Here is an 18,526-nt window from a genome sequence, read left to right as displayed (position 1 = left end):
TTATGAGTATTTCTGAATTAGTACAATCGCAAAAAAACTATTTTTCTACACAAAAAACCAAAGATATTTCTTTTAGAAAAAATGCTCTAAAAAAGCTTCAAAAAGAACTCATAAAAAGAGAAAACGATATTGTAAAAGCTTTATATAACGATTTTAAGAAATCTGAATACGAAGCTGTAATGACTGAAACATCAATTGTTTTGGCAGAACTAAAAATGACCTTAAAAAACATACATTCTTGGAGCAAACCAAAACGTGTTTTACCATCAATGTTGAACTTTCCTTCTTCAGCAAAAATTTATAGCGAACCTTACGGAACAACGTTAATTATTGCGCCTTGGAATTATCCATATCAACTAGCTTTTGCACCACTAATTGGAGCAATAGCCGCAGGAAACACCGTAGTTTTAAAACCTTCAGAATTAACACCAAATGTTAGTAAACTTACCAATGAAATTGTTGAAGCTGTTTTTGATAAAAATCATGTTACAGTAGTTGAAGGAGGAGTATCAACATCTCAAGAATTATTAGCACAACGTTGGGATTATATTTTCTTTACAGGAAGTGTTCCAGTTGGTAAAATTGTTGCCAAAGCTGCTGCTGAACATTTAACTCCTGTTACATTAGAATTGGGCGGAAAAAGCCCTTGTATTGTAGATGGAACTGCTAATATAAAATTAGCCGCAAAACGCTTGGTTTGGGGTAAGTTTATAAACGGCGGACAAACTTGTATTGCTCCTGATTACTTATTGATTCACAAATCTGTAAAAGATAAATTTATCACTCATTTTAAAGAGGAAATCTTTAGAGCTTATGGAGAAAATCCACAAGCGACAGAAGACTATCCAAGAATTGTAAATACCAAAAACTTTGACCGTTTAGCGCTAATGCTAGAAAACGAAAACTGTTTAATTGGAGGAGAAACCAATAGAGAAGATAATTACATTGCCCCAACTTTAATTGATGAACCTAGCTTAGATAGCGAAGTTATGAAAGGAGAAATTTTTGGGCCTATTTTTCCAATGATTTCTTATAAAACAGAGCAAGATTTTGATGCAATAATCGGCAAATATGACAAACCATTAGCGCTTTATGTTTTTACTTCAAAGAAAAGTTTTGCTAAAAAAATGATTGCTAAATATTCTTTTGGAGGCGGAACTATAAACGATACAACTGTTCATTTCGCAAATCATAGATTACCTTTTGGTGGCGTTGGAGAAAGTGGAATTGGAGGTTATCATGGAAAACAAACATTCGTCACTTTTTCACATAAAAAAGGAGTTGTTACTAGAGGAAACTGGTTAGACATACCAACACGCTACGCACCTTACACAGGGAAATTAAAACAACTAAAAACCTTAATGAAGATTTCTTAACATGCAAGAAAAAACAGTTTCAGAAGCTATAAATTATCGTCGTTCTGTAAGAGTTTACGATTCAGAAAAGCCAATAGACTCTAACATTGTAAAAAAATGTTTAGAGCAAGCTAGTTTAGCACCAACAAGTAGTAATATGCAGTTGTGGGAGTTTATTCATATTACAAACAAAGAAACTATTGCTAAAATTGCACCAATGTGTTTCAACCAAAATGCTGCAAAAACTGCTCAAGAATTGGTTGTTTTTGTGGTTAGAAAAGATTTATGGCGAAAACGTGCAAAAGCAAACTTATCTATGTTAGATAAAATGTTCGGAAAAAACAATCCAAAATCAGAACAAAAAAGCAGAGAAAAAGTTGCAAGAAATTATTACGGGAAAATTATTCCGTTTGCGTATTTTGATTTCTTCGGAATTGTTGGTTTCTTTAAATATTTAATGATTTTAATTACTGGCTTATTCAAACCGATGTATCGCGAAGTTAGAAATAGTGACATGCGAATTGTAGCACACAAAACTTGCGGATTAGCAGCACAAACATTTATGCTTTCAATGGCGGCAGAAAATTACGATACTTGCCCAATGGAAGGTTCTGATACTTGGCGCGTAAAACGATTATTAAATATTCCGCGAAGTGCAGAAATAAATATGATTGTGTCTTGCGGAATCAGAAAACCAGAAGGTATTTACGGAGAACGTTTTAGAATTCCGTTTGAAGAAATTTACAAAGTAATTTAATAAAATGAGCAAAAAAATAAAATATACGCTTACAGTAATTACAGTTTTAATAATTGGAATTGCTATTTTTTCTTACACGGTTTTAGCCAACTATAATGAAATTTCATTAAGTAAAGGTGAAGAAATCATGGACAAACAAAGAAGCTGGATAGAAGATAACATTAGTCTAGCCGACACAACTTCATACGAAACAAAAAGACGCATAGATTCTATTACTAGAACTGAGTTAAAAATCTTAAAAACACAAGACAGCTTATTGAAACTGGAAATGAATAAAAATGAAAGTCAGAAATAAATTCTGACTTTTAAATTACTTCTTAGGAAAAAATACCAATTTATTTTCTGATTGTTCTATTTCCTTCTGATTAATCTTCATTTTAACAAATTCACCATCTACGTATTTTTGAGCTTGGTCTTTATAATGCTCACTAAAAACATTACCAGATTGCCCTGTGGGTAAAATTGCTAAACTATTATCTACATCAGAAAAATCTACAACTCTTCGTGTTGAAGGTCCAGCAGTAATTTTATAAACACCAGTGCTATCAATACTAAAAATTTGGTTATTTATTACTTGATCTCCACCATTTGTTTTAAACGGACCAACATTAAAAAAAGAACGTAGTAATCCGCCAGCTTTACCAATTGCATGCTCATACTCAACAGAAGCAACGCGATTCCACTTCCAATCTTCGACATTTTCACCTAACTGATTTTGTAAAAATTTAAATGTGTTTGTGAACGATTTTGAAATAATTTCTTGTTTCGTTTCAATTTTGTCTTTTGTAGAAACATCATCCCACCAAACAGAGTTTTCCTTAGCTGCTTGTACCGGTAAGACTTTTTCTACAAATGGTGTATTTACAAATTGACTATAAGCTTTGCCCATTTCATCTTTAAAAGTGTTTTTCTGAAATTCGTACACAAAACGATTATAAATTACCGGAGCAACTTCATCTTTCCCGTAATAACCATTCCACTTTTTAAGTATATCAATAGCTTTCCTTTCACTTGCAGAAACATTTTCTAAATCTAAAGAATTTGTGAAACTTGCTATTACGTCAGGCGCTGAAGGTGATACAACATCATACAACATTGTTGCCACTTCTTCTTTTGTCCAATCGTTTTTTGGCGCTAATAAATCTACAATTCTTCTTGCTCTATTTTCTGCTAAATAATAACCAGGATATAATTTTCCGGCAATAGAATCTGGCTGATTATTTGCTGAATACACATAATTCAAACTCGGGTTTATAGCTTGTGGATTTTCCTCAAAATCTAAATATTCAACAATTTCATCTTTACCAGAAGCACCATCTAAAATTGTTTTTGTGTATAAAGAATCTCTATATTTATAGAGCTTTCCAGAAGCAAACCACGCAATATTACTTTTGGAATCTCCATACATAATATTTAAACCTGGTGCGTGTAATTTACTTGCTCCAACTTTAAATTCTGATAAATTTTGTGCGTGAGAAATATCATAACCAACCTCTAACAATTGATTGTTCAATTTGGTATAAATCCATTGCATTGCTATTGGGCGCTCATCGTCAATAAAATCAATTAAACCATTCATTATTGGCCCGTGTTTACTAACTTTAACTTGATAGGTTGTATCTACTTCTCCTTTAACTTTTATAAGTTTATCTATCAACTTGTATTGCTGAAATCCATTTGGAGTTTTGTATTCTAAAGAATTATTCAGATTGTTTTTTTCGTAATAAAAATCAACATCATCATTTTCAAACATTGTTAATCCGTATGCATAATTTTTATTGTGTCCTAACAATGGAAACGGCGTTAAAGCCAAATTGAAACCATACATTTCATAATCTGGTGTTTTTATATGATTTTGATACCAAACAGATGGTTGCGAAAATCCAATATGTGGATCATTTGCAAAAATTACTTTTCCGTTTTTAGTTTTCTCTGCTCCAATAACCCAAGAATTACTTCCTATAAAAGGAGAAATTGGTAGCTTTTCTAACAAAACATTCATTGAAGCTGCAAAATCTGCTTTCAATTCTGGATTTTTTTCGTTTTTAATTAAGGTTAAATTCTGGAATTCAGCACCTACTAATTCATTAAAATATGCGTCACCTAATTTTTCTTTTACTTCGGTAAGCATTGGATCTGTTTTATGCGCAACCGCAAAACTAAAAGCCATGTAACCGAAAACATTATATATATCTTTTACAGTATATTCCTCTTTTTCTAATCCTATTAAATGAAACTCCAAAGGTGTTGTTCCTTCCCTAATAAATTGATTTATTCCATTTAAATATGCTTCCGTAAGTTTATATGCGTTTGAATTTTTATCTAAGTTTTCAATTGTTTTTTCAGCAGCTTCTTCAATACCTAAACCAGAGAAAAACTTATCTGTTCTTACTAGATCTTTACCAAAAAGTTCTGCTAACCTACCAGCAGAAATTCTTCTAATTAATTCCATTTGCCAAAGCCTATCTTGCGCATGCACATAACCCAAAGCTACATAAGCATCTTGTTGGTTTTCTGCGTTAATATGCGGAACACCAACCTCATCATAATACACAGTAACTTTATCAGAAATATTCGTTAATTCTAATTCTCCATTATAAGTTGGATGCAAAGTTCTTGAGAAAATCCAAGCACCAGCAACAAGAAGGATTAATAAAATAAAAATTACTTTTACGGCCTTTTTAAATAGTTTCATTTGATAAATTTAATTCCAAAGATAACAGAAAATAATTGTATTTTTGAACTGTTATAAAAATCGCATTTTATGAGACCAATTCAAATGGTTGACTTGAAAAGTCAATATAAAAAAATACAAGAAGAAATAGATTCTGCCGTATTAAATGTTATTAGATCTACGCAATACATTAATGGACCAGAAGTTAAAAGTTTTCAAAAAGAACTAGAAAATTACTTAGATGTAAAACACGTAATTCCTTGTGCCAACGGTACAGATGCGTTACAAGTTGCCATGATGGCTTTAGATTTACAGCCAGATGATGAAGTAATTACCGCAAACTTTACATACGTAGCTACAGCAGAAGTTATTGCATTATTAAAATTAAAGCCAGTTTTAGTTGATGTGTATCCAGATACTTTTGATATTGATGTTGAAGCTATAGAAAGAGCAATTACACCAAAAACAAAAGCAATTGTACCTGTTCATTTATTTGGACAAGCTGCCAACATGGAAGCAATTATGGAAGTTGCAAAAAAGCATAATTTATACGTTATTGAAGACACAGCACAAGCAATTGGTTGTGACTATACTTTTAAAGACGGAAGTAAACAAAAAGCAGGAACAATCGGAACAATTGGTTGTACATCTTTTTTCCCTTCTAAAAATTTAGGGTGTTATGGAGATGGTGGTGCAATTTTTACCAATGATGATGAGTTAGCTATTAAACTTAGACAAACCGCTAATCACGGACAATCTAAACAATACATACATAATAGAGTTGGTGTAAATTCTAGATTAGACTCTATACAAGCAGCTATTTTACGTATTAAATTACGTGAATTAGACAACTACTCAACAGAGAGAAACAAAGCTGCAGATTACTATGATAATGCGTTTGCAAATCATTCGAAAGTAAAAACACCTGTGAGAGTTCCGTTTTCTAACCATGTTTTTCACCAATATACACTACAACTTAACGGTGTTAACAGAGAAGATATGAGAGCCTTCTTATCTGAAAAAGGAGTTCCAGCGATGATTTATTATCCAATTCCGTTGCATTTACAAGATGCCTATACTGATCCTAGATATAAAGAAGGAGATTTTCCTGTTACCGAAAAACTATGTGCAAGTGTAATTTCTTTACCAATGCAAACAGAATTAGACGAAGAACAATTAAAACATATAACCGATTCGGTTTTAGAATACTTAAATAAATAAACAAAAAACTCTTGGGAAACCAAGAGTTTTTTATTTTTATCAAATGAAAAATATTCTTGTAACTGGTGGTTTAGGTTTTATAGGTTCTCATACGGTCGTGGAGCTTCAAAAAGTTGGATTTAGAGTTGTTATTATAGACAATCTTTCCAATTCTAAAATTGAAGTTTTAGAACAAATAAAATCCATAACAAATTTAAAACCAAGTTTTTACAATATTGACATTCGTAATAAAGAAGCTTTAAAAAGTTTTTTTGACACTGAGAAAGTTGATGGAATAATTCATTTCGCTGCTTTAAAAAGTGTAAGCGAAAGCGTTCAAAAACCTAAAGAGTATTTTGAAAATAATGTTAATGGCTTAGCGAATCTATTAGCGGAAATTAAAAATAGAAATCTAAATAATTTAATTTTCAGCTCTTCGTGTACCGTTTATGGGCAAGCAGATGAGTTACCAATTACAGAAAACGCAGCTTTAAAACCTGCGGAATCTACGTATGGAGAAACCAAACAGATGGGCGAAAAAATAATCAATGAAAGCTGTGTTTCTAATAATTTAGACGCAATTGCATTACGTTATTTTAATCCGATTGGCGCACATGAAAGTGCTGAAATTGGTGAATTACCTTTGGGCGTTCCACAGAATTTAATTCCATATGTAACACAAACTGCAGCAGGAATAAGAGAACAATTATCGGTTTTTGGAGAAGATTATCCAACTAAAGACGGAACAGCAATACGTGATTATATACACGTTGTCGATTTAGCTAAAGCACATATTTCTGCATTAGAAAGGCTCATCAACAAAAAAAATAAAAGCAATTTTGAAGTTTTTAATATTGGTACAGGAAAAGGAACTTCTGTATTAGAAATCATACAAACTTTTGAAAAAATTACCAATCAAAAACTAAATTATAAAATTGTTGAAAGACGTTCTGGAGATGTAACTTCTGCATATGCAGACACAACACTCGCTTTCAATGAGCTTAATTGGAAAACAGAAAAAACATTAGAAGAAGCTCTAAAATCTGCCTGGAATTGGCAACAAAAACAATTATAAACTATGGAAACTCAACTAAGAATAATAAAAATTATTCATTTTGCATTAATAGCTGGACTTGTATTAGCTTATTTTATAATTGGCGACATATTAAACATTACCATTCCTACATTAGAAGGAGAAAATTTATATTATATATTTATTCCTGCAATTGCAGTTTTAGCAAGTAACTTTGTATTTAAAAACCTACTATCAAAAATAGAGAAAAAACAGTCTAAAGAACAAAAACTGATGCAATACCAAACAGCTTCAATTGTTCGTTGGGCAATTTTAGAAGGTGGCGCATTTTTAATATTATTCTTAAAACCAGAATTAGCAATATTTGGACTTTTACTAATATTATATCTATTCTTAGTAAAACCAACTAAAGAAAAAATTGAAGCCGAGTTAGATATTAAACTATAGAAGCAAAAAAAACCGAACTGTATAGTTCGGTTTTTGTTTTTTTATAGAATATTTTTTAAGCCTCTAAACTCGCACCAGAAGCAGCAACAGATCTATCAATCTTACGCATTAAACCTTGTAAAACTTTACCTGGACCCACTTCTATAAATTCAGTTCCTCCATCAGCAATCATAGATTGTACACATTGCGTCCATTTTACAGGCGCAGTTAATTGTTTCATTAAATTCTCTTTAATTTCAGCAGGATTTGTAACCGCTTTTGCTGGTACATTCTGATACACAGCACAAGTAGGTTCATTAAATACAGTTGCCTCAATTGCAGCCGCTAATTCTTCTCTTGCAGGTTCCATCATTGGTGAATGAAATGCACCACCAACAGGTAAAACCAATGCTCTTCTTGCACCTTTTTCTGTCAATACTTCACACGCTTTTTCAATTGCCGAAACTTCGCCTGAAATTACTAATTGTCCAGGACAGTTATAATTTGCAGCAACTACAACTCCATCAATTTCTGCACAAGTATCTTCAACAATTTTATCATCTAAACCTAAAACTGCAGCCATTGTAGATGGAGCAATTTCACAAGCTTTTTGCATTGCCAAAGCACGTTTAGACACTAACGTTAATCCATCTTCAAAAGATAAAACTCCATTAGCAACCAATGCCGATAATTCTCCTAAAGAATGTCCAGCAACCATTTCTGGCTTAAAAGAATCTCCTAAAACTTTTGCCAAAATAACAGAATGCAAAAATATTGCTGGCTGTGTAACCTTAGTTTGCTTTAACTCTTCTGCGGTTCCTTCAAACATTACATCTGTTATAGAAAATCCTAAAATTGCGTTTGCTTTCTCAAACAGTTCTTGCGCTAACGGATAATTCTCGTACAAATCCAATCCCATTCCTGTAAATTGCGCTCCTTGACCTGGAAAAATATATGCTTTCATAAATATGTTTAATCGTTTATTAGTTTAACTGTTTATTTGATGCTGCAAAAATAATCATTTTAATTTGAAGCTATTTCCTGCTTTCGCTACTCGCTTTTTTCGTTCCTCAAAAGAGCTCAAACAAACCGCTCAATCAGGGCTAAACTTGTTTGCTAACTTCAGTTATCATTTCTAAAAATCTATATTTCTAACAATCAAATAGTCTAAATGTATTATTTTCGTTCTATGACACTAGAAAACAAAAATCTTGCCCAAAATATTTATCTAATTCTAGCTGCATTGTTTATTGCTTCTTTAGTAGCATCAAACTTAATATTTCAGAAATTCTTTTACTGGGAACCGTTTGGTTTGTATCGATTCGAAATTTCTGTAGGAATACTTCCCTATCCAATTACTTTTTTAATCACAGATATTTTATCAGAAATCTACGGAAAAAAGAAAGCTAACCAAGTTGTTATTGCGGGTATTTTTGCGTCTTTTTTCTCCATGTTAATTATTTTAGTAGCAGACTTAGCGCCAGCAATCGATAATTCTCCAATAAATGATGGTACTTTTCATCAAGTTTTTGGTTTATCTTCTTTAGCTGTTTTAGCATCCATGTTGGCTTATTTATTTGCACAGTTTATAGATATTAGAATTTTTCATTTCTGGAAAAAATTAACAAAAGGAAAGCATCTTTGGTTGCGTAATAACTTTTCAACCTTTGCTTCTCAATTTATAGACACCTTTACAGTAGTTTCATTATTATCTATTTTTGGTATTTTACCTTGGAGTATTTTTACATCATTATTAATAAGCGGATTTCTATTTAAAGTAATAATTGCCGCTTTAGACACACCTATCTTATACGGAATTGTGTATCTTTTCCGAAGAAAATTCAATTTAAAAGTGGGTGAAGAAATTTTGGATTAGTTTTTGTAATCTTTAAATAAAGCATTCGTCTAAAAAGAAGATTAAAACAAACAAAATGAAAAACATATTATTTATTGCATTTACTTTTTTATTCATCTCTGTAAACGCTCAAACTTCAATATTTAACGAGTTATTACAAAAACATGTTAGCAAACAAGGAAATGTAGATTACAAAGGTTTAAAAGCAAACGAAACTAAACTAGACAGTTACTTAACTTATTTAGCTTCTACATCTCCAGATAAATCTTGGTCTACAAACAAACAAAAAGCCTTTTGGATAAATGCTTATAATGCATATACTCTAAAATTAATTTTAAATAATTATCCATTAAAAAGTATAACCGACATTAAGGAAAAAGGCAACATTGCTTGGAAAATTCCATTTGTAAAAGTTGGAGGAAACACACATACCTTAGATCATCTTGAACACAAAATTTTACGTAAAGATTTGTTTGACCCTAGAGTTCATGTTGGAGTAAATTGCGCCTCTGGTTCTTGTCCTAAATTACACAATAAGGCTTTTACAGAAGAAAATATTAATGTCGAATTAGACAAACTAATGGTTGCTTTTGTTAATGATAGCAGCAAAAACAAATTAAATAAAAAGAGTACTGTTCATCTTTCAGAAATATTCAACTGGTTTAAAGAAGATTTTACCAAAAATGGATCTGTCATCGATTTCATTAATAAATACGCTACAGAAAAAGTAAATAAAGATGCCAAAATTCATTATTTACCTTACAATTGGAATCTTAATGGAAAGTAGTTAGCATTACTAGATTTAGTAGAGCAATATTGAAAACAATTAGTACTTTTACTTTTCAACAGAAATAAAACAAAATGTCTAAAACATATTACGATCCTGCCGATTTACGCAAATTCGGAAAGATTACAGAATGGAACGAAGAACTTGGAAATAAATTCTTTGACTATTACGGAAAAGTCTTTGAAGAAGGCGCTTTAACAGCTCGTGAAAAATCTTTAATTGCTTTAGCAGTTGCACACACGGAACAATGTCCATATTGTATAGATGCTTATACAAAAGACAGTTTACAACGTGGTATTACTAAAGAACAAATGATGGAAGCAATTCACGTTGGTGCTGCCATAAAAAGTGGCGCAACTTTAGTGCATGGAGTTCAAATGATGAACAAAGTGAATAAATTAGAAATGTAAAATGAAGAAATCTCTTCAAGCAAGAAATAACGATTTAGCAAACACACAACGTCAAATGGAAATTCTTTCAAACGGAATTTTCGCTGACGGAGAATTGCCAACGTTTGCAAACAAAATAAAAGAAACAAATCAGTTTCCGCTTCGTCCTAAAAAATTAGAAATTCTTCAAATTAATTTAGGGTACATGTGCAATCAAGTTTGCGCACATTGTCATGTAGATGCTGGTCCAGATCGTAAAGAAATAATGACGATTGAAACCATGCAACAATGCTTAGATGTCATTAAAAAAACAGAAGCGCATACACTAGATTTAACTGGTGGCGCACCAGAAATGAATCCTAATTTCAGATGGTTTGTTGAGGAAGCTTCTAAAGCTGGAATAAAAGATTTTATTGTACGTTCTAATTTAACAATTATTAGAGCCAATAAAAAATATTATGATTTACCAGAGTTTTTCAAAAAACATAATGTTCATGTAGTTTCTTCAATGCCACATTGGACACGTGGAAAAACCGACAAGCAACGTGGTGATGGTGTTTTTGATAAATCTATTAAAGCATTACAAATGCTAAATGAAGTCGGATACGGAATTGAAGGTTCTAACTTAAAATTAGATTTAGTTTATAATCCGTCTGGAGCTTTTTTACCTGGAGATCAAATGGCGTTAGAAAACGATTTCAAGAAAGCATTGAAAGACGATTTTAATATTGACTTTCATAGTTTGTTTGCAATCACAAATTTACCAATCAGTAGATTTTTAGATTATTTAATTGCTTCTGAAAATTATGAAGAATACATGTATTCTTTGGTTGAAGCTTATAATCCTGTAGCAGTAGAAAACGTAATGTGTACAAATACATTATCCATAAGTTGGGACGGAAATTTATACGATTGCGATTTTAATCAAATGCTGAATTTAAAAGTAAATTCTAAGGTAAAACACATTTCTGAATACAATGAAGAATTGTTACAGGATAGAAATATTATTATAAATCAGCACTGTTATGGTTGTACCGCTGGCGCAGGAAGTAGTTGCCAAGGAGTTGTTGCTTAAATTTATATGATGAAAAAACTCATTTTCTTTTTCTTATTGATTTCTATCAACTCATTCTCTCAAAATAACTTGAAAGACTTATTAAAGAATTACAACACCGAAAGTATACCCTACATTTCTGTTGATAGTTTAAAAACCATTTCTAATGATGTTGTTTTATTAGACGCACGTGAGAAAAACGAATTTAAAACCAGTCATTTAGAAAACGCATTATTTGTTGGTTATGACAAATTCAACCTTAAGAAAACCATTAAAAAGCTTCCGAATAAAAACGCAAAAGTAGTTGTGTATTGTTCACTTGGAGTCCGTTCTGAAGATGTTGCTGAACAACTTAAAAAAGCGGGCTATAAAAATGTACTAAACTTATATGGTGGAATTTTCGAATGGAAAAACCACAATCAAAAAGTATACAATTCTAAAGGAAAAGAAACAGAAAAAGTACATGCTTTTTCTAAAGAATGGAGTAAATGGCTTTTAAAAGGCGAAAAAGTATATGAGTAAAAACTTATTATTAATCTTTACTAGAAATCCAGAATTAGGTAAAGCGAAAACAAGATTAGCTAAATCCGTTGGAGATGAAACTGCCTTAGAAATTTATAAGTTTCTACTCAATAAAACCAAAGAAATCACTCAAAATTTAACATGTGATAAAGCAGTTTATTATTCCGTAAAAATTAGAGAAAACGATATTTGGAATTCTAATATTTATCAAAAACACCAACAATTTGGCGAAGATTTAGGTTTTAGAATGCAAAACGCATTCAAAAATTCTTTTGAAGCTGGTTACCAAAAAGTAATGATTATTGGTAGTGATTTATACGATTTATCACCTTCAATTATTGAAGATGCTTTTTCTAAATTAAACACAAACGATGCTATTCTTGGACCTGCTGAAGATGGAGGTTATTATCTTTTAGGAATGAAAACTTTACAACCTAATATTTTTGAAAACAAAGCTTGGGGAACCTCTACTGTAAGAGCAGAAACGCTTAACGATTTAAAAAAAGTAAACGTACATTTGTTGCAAGAATTAAATGATGTTGATGTTATTGAAGACATCGAAAATCATCCAGCATTTCAAAAATTTCTAAAATGAAAAAACAGCAACTACAAGAAACAATCGATTTTTTAAAATCAAATGGAATTACAAATCCACAAATAGGAATTGTTCTAGGAACAGGTTTAGGAAAATTAGTTAACGAAATAGAAATCGAAAAAGAAATTGCCTATTCAGAAATCCCAAATTTTCCACAAGCAACGGTTGAGTTTCATTCAGGAAAATTAATTTACGGAACTTTATCTGGAAAAAAAGTATTGGTGATGGCTGGTCGTTTTCATGTATATGAAGGCTATAATCTTTGGGAAGTAACCTACGGAATTAGAACAATGCACGGTTTAGGAATTTCTACTTTATTAATTTCAAATGCAGCTGGCGCAATCAATCTTTCTTATAAAAAAGGAGATTTAATGCTATTAGAAGATCATTTAAATTTACAAGGAGGTTCTCCTCTAGCGTTTAAAGGTGCAAACGATTTTGGAAATATTTTTGCAGATATGTTAGAACCATATTCAAAAAAAATAAACACTAAACTGAAAGAAATTGCTTCGGACAACGACATACAATTGCACGAAGGAATGTACGCAAGTGTTGTTGGCCCGCAATTAGAAACAAGAGCAGAATATAGAATGTTGCAAATTTTAGAAGCAGATGCAGTTGGTATGAGTACCGTTCCAGAAGTTATTGTTGCAAAACAATTAAATTTAGCGTGTGCAGCAATTTCTGTTTTAACAGACGAATGTGATCCTAAAAATCTACAACCTGTAAATATTGAAGAAATCATTGCTATTGCTGGTCAAGCTGAACCAAAAATGATAACATTATTTAAAGAATTGATTTTAAAATTATAAAATGTCATTCCGAACGAAGTAAAGGAATCTCTTTAATGAGATTGCCACGTCATACTTCCTCGCAATGACAAACCCAAGAAATAAATGAGTTACTTAGAAACCACACACAACGTTTATAAAGAAGCAGCCTTAACTCCAGATGTTGGACTTTGCTGTACTACAAACCCTGTTTGGGAATTACCAGGATTAAAAATTCCGCGTATTATGCAAGAAATGAACTACGGTTGTGGTTCTACTGTGCATGCTCGCGATTTAACTAACAACCCAAAAATGCTATATGTTGGCGTTGGCGGCGGAATGGAATTGTTACAATTCGCGTATTTCAATAGAAATAAAGGCGGTGTAATTGGTTTAGATGTTGTTGATGAGATGTTGGAAGCATCACGTAAAAACTTTAAAATTGCTGAAGAACAAAACGATTGGTTTAAATCTGACTTTGTTGATTTACGCAAAGGTGACGCAATGGACTTACCTGTTGAAGATAATTCTATAGATGTTGCAGCTCAGAATTGTTTATTCAATATTTTTAAGTCAGACGATTTAAAAAAGGCGATTGCAGAAATGTACCGAGTTTTAAAACCTCATGGTCGTTTAGTAATGAGCGATCCAACTTGCGAACAACCAATGAATGACGAATTGCGTAACGACGAACGTTTACGTGCATTGTGTTTAAGCGGAAGTTTATCGATTGCCGATTATGTAAAAGCTTTAACAGATGCTGGTTTTGGAACTATTGAAATTAGAGCCAGAAAACCTTACAGAATATTAGATCCAAAAAATTACCCAACAGACGAATTAATTTACATAGAATCTATTGAAGTTGCTGCAATTAAAGATCCAATGCCAGCAGACGGACCTTGTATTTTTACAGGAAAAGCGGCTATTTATTATGGAGACGAAGATTTCTTTGATGACGGAAAAGGGCACACATTATTAAAAAACCAACCAATTGCAATTTGCGATAAAACTGCTGGAGATTTACAAGCTTTAGGTAGAGATGATATTTATTTCTCAGAATCTACTTTTCATTATGATGGAGGCGGATGTTGCTAGGCGATAATCCATATTAAAACATCAAAAAACCTTTCTGTAATTTCAGAAAGGTTTTTTATTTATAACATTTAATTATTTAATTTTAAAATTCGACTTTGAATTTCTAATAAAATATTTTTCAAATCTTTATATGAGTCTGTATTGGCATCATAAGAGTTCAATCTTGTAAACTTTCTAAGAATAGCTATTTTATTAATTCCTCCGTCTGCATACTCTTTAAAATGAGCATTAATTTGATCTAATATTGGTAAAGAGTACTTTTCTAAACTTAAAGGTTCAAAATCTTTTTTCCATTCTACAGCATCTTCTTCTTTATAATACTCATTATACGCTTCAACATATTTATTATTTAAAAGCATATCTTCAATTGTTCTTTCTGCACCATCTTTAAAATTCTCATCTAAAGTCAAACAGCTCCATTTTTTTGAATCAGTAATATACTTTTTAAATTTAGGTTTTCTTGTTTCTTTTATTCCAGCAGCATCAGAATCTAATAAAACTGCACCTTTCAAATCCAAACTATTCAAATATCTAACAGATGGAATTACTTCTGAAGCTGTATCAGCACTATAAATATGCACCCAAGTTAGTGGCTCAAAATCTTCATCTTCATGAATTAAATAATGTAATATATACTTATCTGCATTACCTTCTACAACTAAATTCACATCATTTACTAAAAAAGAATCGTTAAGTAATAAACCCAATTCTTTTCTAAGAATTTGATATTTATTAGTATAAACTTTAGTAACTAATTCTGTTCCTTTTTGTTCATCTTTTCTTGCTAAAATTAAATTATCTGGTTTTTTCCTATAAGATAAAAAAGGATTATGTGTTGTATATAAAACTTGGTCATTATCTGAAATTTGTTCGAAAATATTTATCAAGTCTCTCGCTCCTTCTGGATGAAGTGATGTACCAGGCTCATCTAACAAAAATATGTTTTGCCTTTTAATTATTTTATTTAGATATATTTTATTTATTAAAAATGCAAAGAAATACTGAAATCCTAAGCTTTTTTCTTTAAGGCTATAAGTTCTTTTTGAACTGTCTGTAAATTTTATTAAAAATTGTGTCCCTATATATTGAATATTAATTTTAATCGATTTATCCTGACTGTAATTCTTTCTAAATAAATCTGTTATCTTTTCACTTGCTGTATGAAGTTTATCAGATAATTTTTCAATATTCCCTGGATTTAACTTAGATGGCGAAATAATTCCTCCTATAGCAAAAAGTCTTTCGTAACTTTCAAAATCAACTTGTTTTTGTGTTATTTGCTGAAGTGTTATTGGTTGGAAAGTAATTTTATCTCCAACAAATAATTCTATATGAGGAATAAACTTATTAAAAAACTCATTTTTCTTCACTAATAAAGGCTGTGCTTCATACCTATCAGAAAGTGATATAAACTTATTATTCCCATAAACGAAATCAAGCTTTACGTCTTCTAATTTATTTCCATTTATTTTAATTCTAAACCATTTAAAATTATAATTTATTTTATTAACTTCAATATTTCCCGGGGTTTTAACTTCAGGCATTAATCTTTCAATCTCTAAAATATCTACTTCATCTAATTCAAAATAACCGGTTATTAGAGGAAACTCATCTTTATCATATCTTGTAGAATTCTTATTTGTTAATTCTTGGGTTAATTTATATTTTGGAAAATTTAAAAAACTAATTGCTTCTAAAATTGATGATTTCCCAGATTCATTTTTACCCACAAAACACATAAGCTCATGTAAGGTTACATTTAATTTTTTAATTGATTTAAAATCTTCAATTACAACTCTTTCTAATTTCATTTATTTTCTATTTTGCAATAGATGTAAATATACAGTTTAGATTTTAATTTTTAAATAAACTCCTGAACATCTAAATTTTAATTCTTAACAAATGAAATATAATTTTAAATAGTTTAATTCATTAACTTTGAAGTAAACGTTTTTTGTTTATGAACAAATACCTCGACATCATAAAAAACTCCTATTCCGATTATTGGAATTACATTAAACAATCTGTTTTAATGGAATTAAATTGGGAGAATTATTTTTACGGATTAATTATAATCTCTTTAGTTGTTTGGGCTTTAGAAGCTATTTTTCCTTGGCGAAAAAACCAATCATTATTTAGAAAAGATTTTTGGTTAGATGCATTTTATATGTTCTTTAATTTCTTTTTATTGAACTTAATTGTACTAATTGCCTTATCAAATACCGCTGCACAATTTTTTAATGACATTTTAGGAATTGTTGGTTTGTCAATTAGTAATTTTCAGGTTTTTGATGTTAATACGTTCCCTATTTGGTTACGTCTTTTTGTATTCTTTATAATTATTGATTTTGTGCAATGGTTTACACATACATTGCTGCATAAATATGAATTCCTTTGGAATTTCCACAAAGTACATCACTCCGTAAAAGAAATGGGATTTGCTGCACATCTACGTTATCATTGGATGGAACCTGTTTTGTACAACTCCATGAAATATATTCCACTAGCAATTATGGGTGGATTTACAGCGCAAGATGTTGCAATAGTTCACTTTTTTAATATTACAATTGGGCATTTAAATCACGCTAATATTAATTGGGATTATGGTTTTTTAAAATATATTTTAAACAACCCGAAAATGCACATTTGGCATCATGCAAAAGAATTACCTGAGGGAAGAAAAAATGGTGTAAACTTCGGAATTACGCTAAGTATTTGGGATTATATTTTTAAGACCAATTACATTCCGCATTCAGGACGCGATATAGAATTAGGCTTTGAAGGTGAAGAAGATTTCCCAAAAGATTTCATTCATCAAGAAATGTATCCGTTAGGCAAAAAATAAACTATTTTTTGTCATTGTGAACTTGTTTCAGAATCTCATCTAACATTTCTTTATTACATTTGTTTTAATGAATAATTCCAACTCACTTTGGCAACTAGCCATTCAAAAATTTAAGAAAAACAAAACAGGAGTTGTGAGCTTTTGGTATATTATTCTCTGTGGATTTATTGCCGTTTTCTGTTACGTTTTAGCACCAGATAACAGCAACTCAGCCAACCAAATGCATGTTGAAATTCATTCTAAAAAACCTGGTTTTTCTGTAGAAATACTTTCAATACCTTCGGAAGAAGAAAGCACACAATCTTGGTTTAATAAGTTTATATATGGCAAACAGATTTCTTCTACTGAAATCCCAATAAAATCTCATAAAACTGAAGGAAACAAACTACAAGTAATTACCTTTTCTGACGGATTAACAAAGGAATATCCAGCCTCGTATTCTAAAAATATTGAACAAAGAACCTTTTATTTTGGTACCGATAAATATGGAAGAGATTTATTAAGCAGGTTATTAATTGGCGCAAGAATCTCATTTTTTATTGGTTTTATTGCAGTGTTTATTTCACTTTTAATTGGAATTCCAATTGGCGCAATTGCGGGTTATTTTGGAGGAAAAGTAGACACTATTATTATGTGGTTTATTAATATTACGTGGTCAATTCCAACGCTTTTATTGGTTATTGCAATAACTCTTGCTTTAGGAAAAGGCTATTGGCAGGTATTTATTGCTGTTGGTTTAACGATGTGGGTAGAAGTTGCTAGAGTTGTTCGTGGACAAGTAATAACTACCAAACAACAACAATATGTAGAAGCTGCTAAAGCATTAGGTTTTTCTGATTTTAGAATTATTTTTAAGCATATTTTACCAAATATTATTGCGCCAGTAATTGTAATTTCTGCTGCAAATTTTGCTGGAGCAATTTTAATAGAAAGTGGTTTAAGTTTCTTAGGAATTGGTGCACAACCGCCAACGCCTTCTTGGGGAGCAATGATTAAAAATCATTATAATTATATTATTTTAGGAAAACCTTATTTGGCTGTAATTCCTGGTTTGGCAATTATGAGTTTGGTAATGGCATTTATGTTGGTTGGTAATGCACTAAGAGATGCTCTTGATGTAAAAAGTTAGTAAGTACGCCCGCGTTAGGGATTGCAGCATTTGTTTGAGC

Annotated in this window: 19 protein-coding genes; 16 read left to right on the top strand and 3 right to left on the bottom strand. The window is 31.1% G+C overall.

Annotated elements, in window-relative coordinates; genetic code table 11:
• Window positions 1-2 precede the first annotated feature (2 nt).
• The 3 genes from L1S33_RS05745 to L1S33_RS05735 are packed head-to-tail and all read left to right on the top strand — an operon-like array spanning window position 3 to window position 2,407.
• Complete coding sequence (locus L1S33_RS05745; protein WP_240561590.1) at window positions 3-1,376, top strand: aldehyde dehydrogenase; 1,374 nt, start codon at window positions 3-5, stop codon at window positions 1,374-1,376.
• A 1-nt stretch (window position 1,377) separates the two neighbouring features.
• Window positions 1,378-2,112, top strand: a complete 735-nt coding sequence (locus L1S33_RS05740; RefSeq protein ID WP_240561589.1) for a nitroreductase family protein — start codon at window positions 1,378-1,380, stop codon at window positions 2,110-2,112.
• 4 nt (window positions 2,113-2,116) lie between these two features.
• A complete protein-coding gene (locus tag L1S33_RS05735; RefSeq protein WP_240552974.1) occupies window positions 2,117-2,407 on the top strand; it encodes a hypothetical protein in 291 nt (96 codons plus the stop codon).
• 15 nt (window positions 2,408-2,422) lie between these two features.
• Here the strand turns inward: L1S33_RS05735 and L1S33_RS05730 are convergent, their stop codons facing one another.
• Window positions 2,423-4,807: a penicillin acylase family protein gene (locus L1S33_RS05730; protein WP_240561588.1), complete on the bottom strand. Its 2,385-nt coding sequence runs from the start codon at window positions 4,805-4,807 to the stop codon at window positions 2,423-2,425.
• A gap of 69 nt (window positions 4,808-4,876) precedes the next feature.
• On the opposite strand from L1S33_RS05730, the gene L1S33_RS05725 reads away from it, so the two are divergent.
• The 3 genes from L1S33_RS05725 to L1S33_RS05715 are packed head-to-tail and all read left to right on the top strand — an operon-like array spanning window position 4,877 to window position 7,466.
• A complete protein-coding gene (locus tag L1S33_RS05725; RefSeq protein WP_240561587.1) occupies window positions 4,877-6,007 on the top strand; it encodes a DegT/DnrJ/EryC1/StrS family aminotransferase in 1,131 nt (376 codons plus the stop codon).
• 43 nt (window positions 6,008-6,050) lie between these two features.
• Window positions 6,051-7,061, top strand: coding sequence for a UDP-glucose 4-epimerase GalE (galE, locus tag L1S33_RS05720; RefSeq protein ID WP_240561586.1), 1,011 nt, complete (start codon window positions 6,051-6,053; stop codon window positions 7,059-7,061).
• A 3-nt stretch (window positions 7,062-7,064) separates the two neighbouring features.
• Entirely contained in the window at window positions 7,065-7,466 is a 402-nt protein-coding gene (locus tag L1S33_RS05715; protein WP_240561585.1) for an MFS transporter, read from the top strand.
• 55 nt (window positions 7,467-7,521) lie between these two features.
• Here L1S33_RS05715 and fabD read toward each other — a convergent pair whose 3' ends face one another.
• Window positions 7,522-8,409 (bottom strand): ACP S-malonyltransferase, encoded by an 888-nt coding sequence (gene fabD, locus L1S33_RS05710; protein ID WP_240561584.1) that lies wholly within the window; start codon window positions 8,407-8,409, stop codon window positions 7,522-7,524.
• A gap of 225 nt (window positions 8,410-8,634) precedes the next feature.
• Here fabD and L1S33_RS05705 point away from each other — a divergent pair, with 225 nt between their 5' ends.
• The 8 genes from L1S33_RS05705 (at window position 8,635) to arsM (ending at window position 14,512) form a co-directional block, all read left to right on the top strand.
• Window positions 8,635-9,321 carry a queuosine precursor transporter gene (locus L1S33_RS05705; RefSeq protein ID WP_240561642.1) on the top strand — a complete coding sequence of 229 codons (687 nt, stop codon included), beginning with the start codon at window positions 8,635-8,637 and terminating at the stop codon, window positions 9,319-9,321.
• A gap of 55 nt (window positions 9,322-9,376) precedes the next feature.
• On the top strand, window positions 9,377-10,087 hold the full coding sequence (locus L1S33_RS05700) for a DUF547 domain-containing protein (RefSeq protein WP_240561582.1): 711 nt from the start codon (window positions 9,377-9,379) through the stop codon (window positions 10,085-10,087).
• Between the two features lie 74 nt (window positions 10,088-10,161).
• Window positions 10,162-10,497, top strand: a complete 336-nt coding sequence (locus L1S33_RS05695; protein ID WP_240552980.1) for an arsenosugar biosynthesis-associated peroxidase-like protein — start codon at window positions 10,162-10,164, stop codon at window positions 10,495-10,497.
• A gap of 1 nt (window position 10,498) precedes the next feature.
• Complete coding sequence (gene arsS / locus L1S33_RS05690; protein ID WP_240561580.1) at window positions 10,499-11,551, top strand: arsenosugar biosynthesis radical SAM (seleno)protein ArsS; 1,053 nt, start codon at window positions 10,499-10,501, stop codon at window positions 11,549-11,551.
• A gap of 6 nt (window positions 11,552-11,557) precedes the next feature.
• Window positions 11,558-12,052 (top strand): rhodanese-like domain-containing protein, encoded by a 495-nt coding sequence (locus tag L1S33_RS05685; protein ID WP_317208772.1) that lies wholly within the window; start codon window positions 11,558-11,560, stop codon window positions 12,050-12,052.
• Window positions 12,045-12,647, top strand: coding sequence for a TIGR04282 family arsenosugar biosynthesis glycosyltransferase (locus L1S33_RS05680; protein WP_240561579.1), 603 nt, complete (start codon window positions 12,045-12,047; stop codon window positions 12,645-12,647). Before L1S33_RS05685 ends, L1S33_RS05680 begins: the two co-directional genes overlap by 8 nt.
• A complete protein-coding gene (locus tag L1S33_RS05675) occupies window positions 12,644-13,459 on the top strand; it encodes a purine-nucleoside phosphorylase (RefSeq protein ID WP_240561577.1) in 816 nt (271 codons plus the stop codon). Before L1S33_RS05680 ends, L1S33_RS05675 begins: the two co-directional genes overlap by 4 nt.
• An 84-nt stretch (window positions 13,460-13,543) precedes the next feature.
• Window positions 13,544-14,512, top strand: coding sequence for an arsenosugar biosynthesis arsenite methyltransferase ArsM (gene arsM / locus L1S33_RS05670; protein ID WP_240561576.1), 969 nt, complete (start codon window positions 13,544-13,546; stop codon window positions 14,510-14,512).
• Between the two features lie 68 nt (window positions 14,513-14,580).
• Here arsM and L1S33_RS05665 read toward each other — a convergent pair whose 3' ends face one another.
• Window positions 14,581-16,323, bottom strand: coding sequence for an ATP-dependent nuclease (locus L1S33_RS05665; RefSeq protein WP_240561574.1), 1,743 nt, complete (start codon window positions 16,321-16,323; stop codon window positions 14,581-14,583).
• Window positions 16,324-16,472: 149 nt separating this feature from the next.
• Here L1S33_RS05665 and L1S33_RS05660 point away from each other — a divergent pair, with 149 nt between their 5' ends.
• Entirely contained in the window at window positions 16,473-17,357 is an 885-nt protein-coding gene (locus L1S33_RS05660) for a sterol desaturase family protein (protein ID WP_240561573.1), read from the top strand.
• A gap of 67 nt (window positions 17,358-17,424) precedes the next feature.
• Window positions 17,425-18,486, top strand: a complete 1,062-nt coding sequence (locus L1S33_RS05655) for an ABC transporter permease (RefSeq protein WP_240561572.1) — start codon at window positions 17,425-17,427, stop codon at window positions 18,484-18,486.
• The last annotated feature ends 40 nt before the right edge of the window (window positions 18,487-18,526 follow it).

Source organism: Tenacibaculum aquimarinum, assembly GCF_022478115.1.
GTDB lineage: Bacteria > Bacteroidota > Bacteroidia > Flavobacteriales > Flavobacteriaceae > Polaribacter > Polaribacter aquimarinum_A.
This window is presented reverse-complemented; position numbering and strand designations above follow the sequence as displayed.